Origin of the sequence: Bacteroides sp. AR29, assembly GCF_900217715.1 — a bacterium.
Lineage (GTDB): Bacteria > Bacteroidota > Bacteroidia > Bacteroidales > Bacteroidaceae > Bacteroides > Bacteroides uniformis.
Map to the genome: position 1 here is coordinate 242687 of NZ_OBMS01000002.1, position 12920 is coordinate 255606.

Here is a 12920-nt window from a genome sequence, read left to right on the forward strand (position 1 = left end):
GTCTCCGTATCAGGCTCTTTTCCCTTCCTTATTTATCTGTAAATTTATTTATATAAATAATACTTTTTCGACAACTTACGGAAGTCTTCGGCATCTTTATACCAGTAGTCGCGTATGTCCTCCCAACGGTTCCGTTTCGAGAAGCGCTCGCGTATCTGCCGCGAACCGCTTACTTTGTCGAACATGTTGAAACGTCCCTTGTCGGCATGGTCAAACACGGCACGGTCAGGATAGAGGGCGGCGACTTCCTGCATGACCAGGAATTGCAGGTCGCTCAACGGTGCTTTGCCGAAATCCATGATGTGCACTTGCACACCTTGCAGCAACTCGCCTTTGCCTACACTATAGAACGGCTTTAGGTACATCGGTCTGAAGATGACCCCCGGTACGTTCAGACGGTTCAGGTTTCCGGCCAGCTTTTCCGCTTCCATCCATGGTGCGGCAAACATCTGGAACGGAATGGTATACCCCACGCCGATAGACATATATCCTAGTTCGCCCAGAATGCCGCTGACGGGGTAGAAGAATGCAGAATGAGGATGTGGAATGTGTGGAGAGGAGGGAACCCATTGCAGTCCGGTTTGGGTATAATCCATCTTGCGTTTCCAGCCTTTCATCTTCACTATGTGGAGATTACATTGTTCCCCATCCTTCAACATCTTCTCGCCATTGAGCATCAGTGCCAGCTCACCGCAAGTGAGGGCGTAAAGGTACGGAATTTTAAACTGGCTTACAAAAGAAATGCAATCATCTTCAACCAAGTTGCCTTCAATCTTCAATCCGCCTACGGGATTGGGCCGGTCCAGCACAATGAATTCCTTGCCGTTTTCGGCAGCGGCTTCCATGGCCAGTCCCATGGTGCTGATGTAGGTAAAGGAACGGCAACCGATGTCTTGGATATCATACACTAATACATCCACATCTTTCAGCATGTCCGGCGTGGCCTTGCGGGTCTTTCCGTAAAGCGAATAGACGGGCAGTCCGGTAGTCGCGTCTTTGATGTCCGTCACATGGTCGCCTGCGTGCACATCGCCGCGCACGCCGTGTTCGGGGCCGTAGAGTGCCACAAGGTTCACGTTGGGCGCCTCGTGCAGGATGTCAATGGTGGACCTCATCCGGTTGTCCACCCCCGTCGGGTTGGTAATCAATCCTACACGCTTACCTTCCAGGCATCGGAAATTCTGTTCTTTCAGTACCTCGATACCGGTCTTTATTCTGATCTTCTGTGCTTGCATCGCACCTCCGCAAAGGAGGCAGAGCAAGGATATAATAATAGTCCTCTTCATAACCAATCACTAAATATTACTCACAAAACATTAATCATTAACCATTAATCATTTTTTTCCATATTCCGGGTCTATCCTTCTGTCTGCAAAAATGGTGACAACAACCGTGGCGAAACAGCATATCATTACCAACCAGAAGAAGTCCGTATATCCGATAGCCTCCTGGATATATCCCGCAAACATACCTGGTATCATCATGCTTAGTGCCATGAATGCGGTACAGATGGCATAGTGGGATGTTTTGAATTCACCTTCGGAGAAGTACATCATGTAGAGCATGTAGGCCGTGAAACCGAAGCCGTAGCCAAATTGCTCGATGGCGATGGCGGTTGAGATAGCAAACAGATTGTCGGGCTGGGCAATGGCAAGATAGACAAACGTCAGGCATGGCAGAGTCATGCATCCTGCCATCCACCAGATGGATTTTTTCAAGCCAATGCGTGATGCGAACAATCCTCCGAGGATACCGCCCAGGGTGAGGAATATGACTCCGATGGTGCCGTATACGATACCTACTTCTGCTGTCGATAGTTCCAGACCTCCCGATTCTTTGGAGGCAACCAGGAAAGGCATACACATTTTGATGAGGAATGCTTCAGGCAGGCGGTACAGCAACATGAACACGATGGCCAGCAATGCGCCCGGTTTGGTAAAATAGGTGGCGAATGTTCGTCCGAATTCTCTGAATATAGCTCCTGCAGTGGCGGCATCGGCAGCCAGTGTTGACTTATCTGAGGTGGGTTTGGGGACTGCAAAGAGGTGATAGAACGTCACCAGGCTGAACAGAACGGCTGTAACCAGCATCGTGATGGTCCATGACAGCGGAATGTTTTCGGTTCTCAGTTCGATGGCGCCGGCAATGGCTACGAGCACGCCTTGTCCGAAGATAGAGGCGAGCCGGTAAAACGTGCTTCGGATGCCAACGAAGGCTGCCTGGTCACTCTGTTTCAGTGCCAGCATGTAGAAGCCGTCGGCGGCAATGTCGTGTGTGGCAGAGGCAAAAGCCGTGATGATGAACAGCATCAGCGTGATGCTGAACATGCTGATGGGGGTTGTTCCGGCCGCCATAGTCGCCTCGTCCGGCCGTGGAATGGACAGCGTCAGCAGGATGAATGCCACAGACATCAGAATCTGCATGGAAAGGGTCCACCATCTTTTGGTCTTGATGATGTCGACAAACGGGCTCCAGAAGGGTTTGATAGTCCATGGCAGATAGAGCAGGCTTGTGAACAAGGCCATTTCTCCGTTCGGTACGCCCATTTTGGTAAACATCATCACGGAGATGTTGTTTACGATAAAATATGGAATGCCTTGTGCAAAGTACAAGGTGGGTACCCATGCCCATGGCGATATGTTTTTTGTATGGTTCATGATATTGATTTATTGTGTTCTATTCGATTATTCATACAGCTTGTCAATGCTGGCACCTATATAGTAGTGCAACAGTATTGCATCATACTTATACCCTTGCTCGCCCATCACGGCTGCACCTATTTGGCAAAGTCCCACACCATGCCCCCAACCGGCACCGGTGAGGATGAAGCGTCCGGGAATGCCTTCGGCGGACAACTCCTCTTTGTCTACCACGAAGGCAGAGCTGTAGAGGTGTGAAGTGGAGAGCGTGCGGCGGATTTCCAGTTCCTTGCCGATGGTGAGTGTGCGTTTGGTTCCCACAATCTTCAGTTTCCAGAGGCGTCCGCTGGTTCCGCGGGCTATGGGGATAAGGTCGATGATTTGTCCGTAGTCAATGCCTGAACGTTTCAGAATGAGGGCTGAAAGCTCTTCCTGGGTATATTCCACTTTCCAGCGATAGAAGTCCGTAGTCTCCTGGTCATAGTTATTGAGTACCTGCGAGAGGATTTTCTTGTCGGTGGTGTTGCAGAATGCTTCGGGGGAGGTACGAATCCAGCGGTCCGCTTCGACTTCCTGCGTCAAATCGGGCAGTGTGGCGTGCGTTTTGCTGTCTCGTTGTTGGGCAAGATAGGGGTATTTGATGTCTTCCCAGCAGTATTGGAACTCCTCGAAAGCACCGCCGCAGCATTTGGAGAAACGGGCGTCGCAAATCTTACCATCAGATGTCAGTACCTGGCCGCGGGTAGCGGAGATGGCTTGTTTCACAATATCGGTAGAGGCACGTGTAATACCCTGGTAGCGCTGACAATGGTCGTCGGCGCATACATCGAAGTGGGTGTGGTCCTCTCGGTCGTACCAGCGAATCAGCTCTTCGTCGGTCTGCGTAAAGGCCGAGTAGTTAGCTTGGGCTTCGGTGATTTCCTTATTCTTTTGTATTTGTGCCAGTAGCCAGCTTCGGGAGATGACAGCGTGTGCCTTGAGCAGCTCCGGAGAAGCGGTGGCACTCATCTCGGAGGAGATGACGCTGGTCAGATAATCTTCTACATGGATGACGTTGATGCCGGTGAGCTTTCCATTCTCAACGATGATTTTGAGAGCACCCAGAAAACGCTGGTCTTCCTTGCGCTCCCAATGGAAATTGATGCCGATGGTAACGTCCAATAGTTCGAAGGCATCGGTCTGCTCGTGTTGCGGTTCAAACAGCAGTTCGTCATACCGGCGTCCATTCCAGAGAATCTTGCCTTCGTCGTAGGTCACTACCTGCTTGCCGCTGACTTCCGTTCCGTCCATGCGATACGGATTCAGCAAAACGAATTCTATCTGCGGTTCAAACAGAATGCCTACTTGTACTTTGGGCTCTTTCATAATGGTATTTCTTTAAAATTAGAGTTCTTGGATTTCAGAAGTCATATTTTTTCCCTGATACGCTGCCGTACCTTGTGGAAATCTGTGGCAGAGAGGCATACTTCACTTAATATCTGCGCCACGTCTTCCGCAGTGATTTTCAAGAAATCCTTTTCTACGGGGGTGATAAAGACACCTCCCAAGTCGACGGATGCCGGGCTGCTCAACAGATTGGCTTCTCCTTCGGCAGTATAGCAGGCGGGGCGGTGTTTCTCGCGCGGGAAGACAAAGACCACCCAACGGTCGGCCTCGTATAGGACCAGTACGTTCATCATCGGCTCGTCTTCTTCGGGTTTCACGTCCAGAGAACGGTAAATGATGTCGAACAAGTCTGCCGCGTCCTCTTTGGAGGTGGATTCAATCACAAGTGTGGCACGGGGAGCGTCGTCAAGATACCACAGTGCTGCTTTCCTATAATCGGCTATTTTCCCGGCAGTCTGTCCGCGCCAGTCCTTTTCAATAGGCATGAACCCTTTGTTTCCTGCCTGGAAATGAGCATGGTCGGGGGCGGAAGCACCACATTTGGGACCGTTGTAGAAGATGGTGTAATCCGTCAGCGCCTCGGCCAGCTCCAGCATGTCGGTGAAGCGGGTGGCTATGCGTTGAGGGGTATGTGCCAGTTCCGGTACTGTCAGGTGGCGGGGGAAGATGGGGAACGGATTCACCAGAATATTGTAGTGTCCTCCGAACGGGATACCTTTCTGTACCGGCGGCAAATTGGCCGGGCACAGAAAGCATTTCCGTTCCAGGATGGACTTGGCATCCACTTTGGCACCGGAGGAAACGATGCGTGCCGGGTTGAACTGTACCTTATAAGGTATCCCGTTTACATTCAGCTCTTTCACCCGCACACCGGAGAGGGCGGCATAGTTGTTGCGTGCCGTCTCCCAGGATGCCAATTGTCCAGTCAGAAGATGGTGTATCGTTTGATTCATATCACTTGTTTTTGTTCATCGCTATGCGTGCCTGAAGTTCCCAGGTACGGATGCGGTCTTTGTAGAGGTTGTGTCCGTTCATTTTCACGATGTCCAGTGAGGCATCGGAGTTGTCGTCCCAGCGGCGGCAGAGGTAGACCACGTCGTACACGCGTCCTATCTGGTACTGGCGGGAGAAGTTCAGTCCCAGTGCATAGTCTTCGCCATAGCTGGTATTGGGTACTTTCACTTCGCGCAGCACCGGGGTATAGAAGGCGCGCGGGGCACCCAGACCGTTGATGCGGAGGGCGTTGTTGCGTCCGTTTGCCGGAGTCCATTCCTTGTGGTCGATGATGCCCGGAGCAATCATGTTCATGTTGAAGTCCGTCATCATATAGGTGCCTACTACCATGGCGCAGTTCTGCTCGTAGAAGGCGCGGACCATGATGGCGAGTGTATTTTCGTCTTTGTATACGTCATCGCTGTCCAGCTGCACGGCAAACTTGCCGCACTTGGGGTGGTGTACCCCCATATTCCAGCAACCGCCGATGCCGAGGTCGGTACGTTCGGGGATGATATGGATGACGCGTTCGTCATCCTTGAATTCATCGATGGCCTCCGTAGTGCCGTCTGTGGAATGGTTGTCGATGATGATAAGATTATATTTAAAGTCTGTCTTCTGCATCAGTACCGACTTGATGGCATCGCGGATGGTACGGATACGGTTGCGTACCGGAATGATGACGGAGGCCTCATATTCGAAGTTACCGGCAGAGAACTCAATCTTCTTGAACTCCGGTGCCAGATATCCCCCGATTTCTTTCAGATGTTCGGTACATGCCTGCTCCATCTCAATCTGGCGGTCACGGTTTTTGGGGTCTACATAGTCGAAAATCTTTTCGCCGCTCTTGCGGGTATCGTTTTCCACCTCGCTGTATAAGTATTCGTTGATATGTACCAAGTTTGAATGTTGGCTCAATTTCAAGCGCAGGTCGTAAAGTCCGGCGAAGTTGTAGTCAGACTTCATGTGTCCGGCGGCTTCCTTTAGTTTTTCGGTGTTGAAAAGGAGCAGGGAGCCAAAGTTGAAGTCATCCCTCAAGGAACCGAATTGGTAGTCGATTACCGGAGCGTTGCTCTGCTTGCCGTCTGCTATTTGGTAGTGGTCGGCATATACCATACCGGCGCTTGAATCTTCAAGGATGTGTATCATACGTTCCAGTGCAAACATACCCATTTCGAGCGTAGTCTCTTTGGTATAAAGCAATGTGTATTCTCCCTTGGCTGCATTAGCAATAGCTTTGAGAGTTGCACTGCTGTAGGGCATGTCAACAAACAATATTTCGCAGTCCGGGAGCGATTCCAGAGTGGCATCGGTCGTGATTAACCGGATTTCTTCTATAAGTCCTGTCGCCTGTAGGCTATTCACTGTTTTTTCTACTTGTTCTTTTCCTGCGTAGGGAAGAAAGCAACTGATTTTATTCATGATATATCTTTTAATTTTTAATTCTCAATTTTTAATTCTCAGAAGTCCCACTTCCCCGCTGGTTGCCGTGAATAGAACTTCGTGGCCGTTCAACGGAACTACGGTACTGATGAGTGAATTTCCTATTTTATGTTTCCACAGTACTTTGCCTGTTTTTCCTTCCAGTGCGAAGATAAGTCCTTCTTTGGTACTGCCAAACATTACCCCCTCTTTTTCCACTTGCATGGAGGGGGCATGCTCATAACCGAAACCTACATTGGTTGCCCACAACTCCCGCGGAGTATCTCCTTGAGCTGCATAGCAAACAATGCTGTCGTTCATCGTTTTGCTATAGATACGTTCACCGTCTTCGGAAAGTCCGATGGTCTCGCGCACCATGGACTGGAAGGTGCGCCACACGGTATTGCCCGTATGGATGTCTATGGCGGTCATGGCGCGTTGCGGGTCGGTAATGAATACTTTGCCGTCGGTGGCTACCGGCCATACGGCGGCTGGAGAGAAGTGCATACGGGTCAGTCCGCCCGTCCATTTCCATAGTTCATGCCCGTTTGCCTTGCTCAGGGCATACAGTGTATTGTCCCATGCGCCGAAGATAACTTTGTCTTCCGTCACCAACGGCTTGGTCTCGATGTAGCCCTTCACGCTGGTGTAGGCCCAGATTACTTTTCCCGTATGGATGTCTATGGCACGGAAAGTGGCGTCACTGGCACCGATGTATGCTCTGCCGTCTGCGATGGTCACGGCTCCGAGTACCGGTTCGGCGGCTTCTACCGTCCAGAGCAGGCTGCCGTCTTTGGCGTTCAATCCGTAGATGCGACGGTCAGCAGACCCGAATACAACGATACCCTCGCTTACGGCCGGAGTACCGACAATGCGCTTGCCGGATTCAAAGCTCCATAGCTTTTTACCGTTTTTCAGGGCGTAGGCTGTCAGCTGTCCCATATCGTCTCCTACGAACACTTTATCTTTTTCTACGGCGGGAGAGCAGTAAATGCCTGCGCCCGTCTGCACCATCCATTGCTCCTTTACTTGCGGATACTCCTTGTTGACCGAGAAGTCAGGATATTTCTCTGCCTTTCCGTTGCGGTCGTAATACTGTCCGGTCAGCGAGAATGCTGTCCACTGCTTCTTGGGCTCGCCGATACGTTGCGTGTATACCCGGATGGAATCCCCGGTTACTTCATAGATGCCGTAACCCGGTTTCCCTTCTTTGTCGCACAGGTTGCTGCGCATCAGTACGCCCGGAATGCCGTCGTAACGTAAATCCCGGTTGCTGTGGTAGTGTCCGCCGATAAACAAGCGTACGTTGTAGGGGCGGACGGCATCCGTCACCTCATACCAATTGTCCACATCACCTTCCATTAGCGGGTAGTGGGTGACAAGTATCACCGGTTTGTCTTTGCCGTTTTTATCCATTTCTTCCGTCATCCAACGGATATCTTGCGGCACTACATGCCCGTAGGCCATACGCATCAGCGGACCGGAGTTGAAGCCGAGGAAAAGGAATCCCTTATGCTCGAACTCGAAGCGTTCGCCGCCAAAGATTTCTCCGAAAGCGGTACAGCCGGAGTCGCTCCATTTCGTTTCATGGTTGCCTAGGACTACGTGGTAGGGGACCTTCAGCAAGTCAAGGCACGATTTCACTTTTTCCATGGTAGTACGGTCGCCTTCTTCGGTCAGGTCGCCCGTCACCAGGACAAAGTCGATACTGTCGGTGGCATTAATCTGTGCCACGGAACGCAGCAGGTCCTCTGTGGGATTCGGATTGTTCGGGGTCAGATGAATGTCCGTCAGTTGGGCAAAACGGAATGTCCCTTGCTGTGCCTGCATCCCCAGGGGGAGCAGGCAAGCCATCAGGACGATTATTAACAGTCTTCTGTTCATAGATGATGATTGGTTGATATTACTTGTTGTCATTGAAGAATGTCAGTACAGCATTCATGAATGCCTCTCTTTCAGAATCAGTACGTATGGATTCAAAAGGGAATCCCAATACAACAGTCTTGTAGTCGCCTTGGTAGGCCACACCGGCACTCAGGTTGTTTTCAGAATACCGCATCACGGTGTGTGCATCTTTGGTTGCCGGTTCAATGGCGTCCGGTGATTCCACCACATACGAATCGGCATTCAGCTCATTGTGATAGGTATAGTTTCCTGAAAGGGCGGGGAACGGAGAAGCTACGCTTTTCACCTTACCCATTGTAGCCGCTTGTCCCACACGCCACTTATATTTCAGTACTTCCATCGCAAATTTCTTGTCGGCTTCGTCGGCGGTTGCAAGGCGGTTGTCCCATAAATCCGTTCCTACAAAAGCGCCCGAAACAAAGATATTTCCACCTTGCTTACAATAAGCCGCAATAGCCTCCTGCATCGGTTTGCTGAAAGTCTTGAACTCCAACGGTTTTACGCCTCCCCGTCCCATCTTGGTCTGGCATTGCTTCCCAAGTATCAAGTCCACATACCTATACTCCCTCATATCCACCGGAATATTCTTCTCTCCCTTTCCTACGGGGGAGAGACTTTCATTACTAACCGATACAAACGAATATCCCGCTTTCAGGATAGCGGCACCATGTATGGCAGGATAATCGAACGTATTTCCTGCGATGACTTGGGTCTCGTAATTTCCATAACTGTCGCCGAAACCGGAGGCGTCGTCGTCCATCCAGGGAATGGAACGGCGGTATTCCTTCATCTTGCCAATGTAGCTGATGTCATGGATATAGGGGACCCCGTGGTCCTGCTCATCCAGAAATCCGGCAAGGAGGGTGTCGGCGGGGGCCGTAAAGTCGGCAGGGGCACTGATGCGGTCGAATCCGTTTATCACCAATACGGTACCTTTGGAATTGAACGCCCGTCCGGCGGAAAGAATTTCGGAAGGGAAACTTTCACCGCCCTTGTTGACAGCGGTTACCTTGTAACTGCATACCATGCCGGCGGGGAGCGTGGTTCGGTAACTGTTGCCGTCCACCAATACTCCGTTGTCGAAATCCCCGTCACCGATACGGGTATAAACAATGTATTTCTCTGCTACGGCAGTTGGTTCCAACGCATCCGCTACGGGTTGCCAGGTCAGTTCCACTTCGTTCTCGCTGGTCATGCGCAAGGCCATGTGGTCTACCGGTAACGGTTGCACTACATAATCCATGTTGTATTGTGAGCAGAGGAACTGAAGCATACCTTTGTAGATGGCGCGGCTTACGGTGAAACGGAAACGCGGGTCCAGTCCGTAGCGCATGTCTGCAAAGTTTTGATGGGAAAGTAGTTCGAGTAGCATGGTAGGTACGCGGGGTACACGGGCCTCATAGTAGGATTGGTTCCATTTGCCTCGGCGTGTCCATTGGGGTTCGTAGAGGGTACGCACGTCACGCACGATGTTGGACTGAATCAAGTCTGTCAGGTCGTGGCTCAAGTAGCGGGATGCTCCGTTGGCGAATTTCTCATTGTAGGCGTTGGTATAGTAGATGCCGAGTGTCCCGATGATGGAATCGTTCAGTGTAGTTCCTGCATCGGAGTGGAAGGCAAAGGCCATGTTGACAGGGATGTTCAGCCCTTTTTCCGTCGGGTTCACGGCAGAGCCTCCGGAAAGGTAGTTCACCCAGATACCACGGCATTTATAGTCGTCGGTATAGTCATTCTTGCCGTTGCTTTCTGAATATACGCTGTCCGGTATGCCTGCCCATTGCAGCCAGTAGCGGGCGGCTTCGCAGAAACGGGGATAACCGCTGACTTCTCCCCGGGCTATGTTCCCCATGCCGCCGCCTATCTTCACGGCGTCGGCAGTGATGATTCTTCCTACTTTGGAGGAAAGGTTGTTCAGAACGACTTTGCATTCATTGTTCCGGCCGGCATTGAAGCCGAAGGTGCCGAGGTAAATCCAGGTGCCGCCTCCCATTTGCTGGTTTACCTTGAACTGCGTGGTGCCGCCTTTGTGATAGACGGTGTAAAGGGCATCGTCCGCGCTGTTTGGCAAGGTTTGGTAAGAGACGTATACGGCGTATTGTCCGGTCGAAGGGATTTCGGGAATCCATTCGGCGGTGCTTGCGTTTCCTTTCTTGATGGTTTCTATGGCGCGGTAGGTGCCTTCCTTGAAAGGATTCTCAAAGTCTATGTATTGGGGGCGCAGGTGGGCGAAGCCTTGTCCTTCTCCCTGACTCCAGAGCTTGTCACCGGAATTTTCTGTATAGACGGAACGGCCGGTCAGGCAACCGTCATTGTCTACGATGACTTCTGCCGTCTGGCAATCGCGTTCGCGGGGAAGCAGCACATTGGCACCGGCATTTTCCAACATCGGTACGAGGAAGGGCAATACGTAGCTCTGGGTGTAGAGGTCTTCCACTGTCTGGAAGATACGCGCACGCTGCCATTCCCAGCGGTCGAGTTTTGATTCGTAGTACCAGCCGTGGCTTTGCCATAGGGCGATATGCCGGTTATGCAAGCCGTTGGTGGGGGTGTAGGGGGAGGAAACTTCGGTAACCAGAGGCTTGGAAGCGACGGGGCTGAATGTCTTCGTCTTTTTGTCTTTTTTACTGCGCAGGGCTTGGGGAACCAGTTCTTCGATACTGCGCTTGTTGGTACGGATTTGCAGCTTGTATTTGGCAAACTCCGCCGGCAGCAGGGCGCTTACGCCTTGGTAGATTTCGGCCACATTGTCCTCACGGAAAGGAATATAGGCACAGTTCATGTTGGCAAACAGTTGCAGTGTATTTCCTTCCACAGCCACTGAGTCGATGCTGATACGTCCTACGGAAACTTCTTTTCGTGCGGTGGTATCCAGGAATTTCCCGATTGCCTGACGGACATCCGTCGGAAGTCCTTGCGCGCCTCCCGCGTGGGGGAAGAGGGAGGCGGCAAGCAGACTAAGTAAAAACTGACGTCTTACATTCATAGATGATGTATTAAGTTAATTGTTCTTTTTATCTTTCTTAATCAATAGACAGAGACCGATGAAAGTGAACAGTGCATTGAAAATCAGCAATTCGTAGCTGAATTGATAACCTCCGAACCAGGCTTCGGAATTCTTCTGCAGAATGAAGCAGAGAACCGGGGAGGCGATGGCAACTAACGGGATGTACTTGTCACGCACTTGTTGTTTCATGAAAATGCCGAAAGCAAACAGACCCAGGATAGGACCGTAGGTATAGCTTGCCAGAATATATACAGCGTCGATGACACTGGTGTTGTTGAGAAGATTGAATACGAAAATGGTGATTCCCATGACAACCGCCATGCCGATGTGCACTTTCTTGCGCATCTTCACAACCGTCTCTTCCGACTTGCCTTTCGTTCCCAGAATGTCTACGGTGAAGGAAGTGGTCAGCGCGGTGAGTGCCGAGCCTGCGGCTGAATAGGCAGAAGAAATCAGGCCGATGATGAACAGTATGCCCACAATGGCAGGGAAATAGTTGCCGGTGGCAATCAGCGGGAACAGTTCGTCACTCTTCTCCACCGCAATCTGCTGGTTGGCGGCAAAGATGTAGAGCAGCACGCCCAGCATCAGGAAAAGCAGGATGACGAAGAACTGCGAAATGACACTGGTAATCATGTTCTTCTGTGAGTCCTTGAAGTTCTTGCAGCTCAGGTTGCGCTGCATCATGTCCTGATCCAGCCCGGTCATGGCAATCATGGTGAAGGCACCGGCGAGGAACTGCTTGAAGAAGTACTGCTTGCTGTTCACATCGTCGAAGAAGAAGATGCGGGACATGTCACTGTCGGCAATGGTGCTTACCATACCGGTAAATGACAGATTGAGGTCGGAAGCGATATACCAGATGCAGAGTACGACCGACACCACCAAGCAGAATGTCTTCAGAGAGTCTGTCCAGATAAGAGACTTTACGCCACCCTGGAAAGTGTACAACCAGACCAGTGCCACCGTGATGGCCACGTTCAGTAGGAAAGGCAGTCCGAAAGGTTCGAATACCAGCAGTTGCAACGTCAGGCATACGAGGAATAGACGGACAGCGGCACCGAGCATTTTGGAGATGAAGAAGAACCAGGCACCCGTGCGGTAGGAAGACATGCCGAAACGGTTCTCCAGATATTCGTAGATGGATACCAGGTTCATTTTGTAGAATAGCGGTACCAGCAGATAGGCTATGATGAGCTGTCCGGCAATGAAGCCCAACACCATTTGCAGATAGCCGAAGCTGCTGGCGGCAACCATGCCGGGTACGGATACATAGGTCACACCTGAAATGGCGGAACCGACCATGGCGAACGCCACGACATACCAGGATGACTTGCGGTTACCCACAAAGAAGCCGGCGTTGTCTGCCTTCCTTCCTGCAATATAGGATACCGTGAACAGTATCGCGAAGTAGGCGGCTATGGTGATGATTACGGATAGTGGAGTCATAATGTTTATTTACAATTTGTTCATTTACAATTTACAATTTGCCATGCGGCGTTTCTTTAGTATAAACTGTTGTACCTTCCCATTTACTTTTGAATTGTACCTTCTCTGAAATTGTACATTGT

At 51.1% G+C, this 12920-nt stretch carries 8 protein-coding genes; all 8 read right to left on the bottom strand.

Translation table 11 applies throughout. The features are described from left to right. Positions 1-44: 44 nt before the first annotated feature. From CSD97_RS00810 to CSD97_RS00845, 8 genes are read right to left on the bottom strand one after another with little or no spacing between them, the layout of a single operon-like run. Positions 45-1286 (bottom strand): DUF1343 domain-containing protein, encoded by a 1242-nt coding sequence (locus CSD97_RS00810; protein WP_005834674.1) that lies wholly within the window; start codon positions 1284-1286, stop codon positions 45-47. Between the two features lie 48 nt (positions 1287-1334). Further along, positions 1335-2657, bottom strand: a complete 1323-nt coding sequence (locus CSD97_RS00815; protein ID WP_005824972.1) for an MFS transporter — start codon at positions 2655-2657, stop codon at positions 1335-1337. 27 nt (positions 2658-2684) lie between these two features. Continuing rightward, on the bottom strand, positions 2685-4004 hold the full coding sequence (locus tag CSD97_RS00820) for a SpoIID/LytB domain-containing protein (protein WP_098031834.1): 1320 nt from the start codon (positions 4002-4004) through the stop codon (positions 2685-2687). A gap of 41 nt (positions 4005-4045) precedes the next feature. Beyond that, a complete protein-coding gene (locus CSD97_RS00825) occupies positions 4046-4978 on the bottom strand; it encodes a DUF4922 domain-containing protein (protein WP_009037754.1) in 933 nt (310 codons plus the stop codon). A gap of 1 nt (position 4979) precedes the next feature. Then, a complete protein-coding gene (locus CSD97_RS00830) occupies positions 4980-6440 on the bottom strand; it encodes a glycosyltransferase family 2 protein (RefSeq protein ID WP_098031835.1) in 1461 nt (486 codons plus the stop codon). A 24-nt stretch (positions 6441-6464) separates the two neighbouring features. Further along, positions 6465-8324, bottom strand: a complete 1860-nt coding sequence (locus CSD97_RS00835; RefSeq protein WP_034523321.1) for a PQQ-binding-like beta-propeller repeat protein — start codon at positions 8322-8324, stop codon at positions 6465-6467. Between the two features lie 19 nt (positions 8325-8343). Next, on the bottom strand, positions 8344-11328 hold the full coding sequence (locus CSD97_RS00840; protein ID WP_098031836.1) for a xanthan lyase: 2985 nt from the start codon (positions 11326-11328) through the stop codon (positions 8344-8346). Between the two features lie 15 nt (positions 11329-11343). Then, positions 11344-12798, bottom strand: a complete 1455-nt coding sequence (locus tag CSD97_RS00845; protein WP_009037758.1) for a sodium:solute symporter — start codon at positions 12796-12798, stop codon at positions 11344-11346. Between the last annotated feature and the right edge of the window lie 122 nt (positions 12799-12920).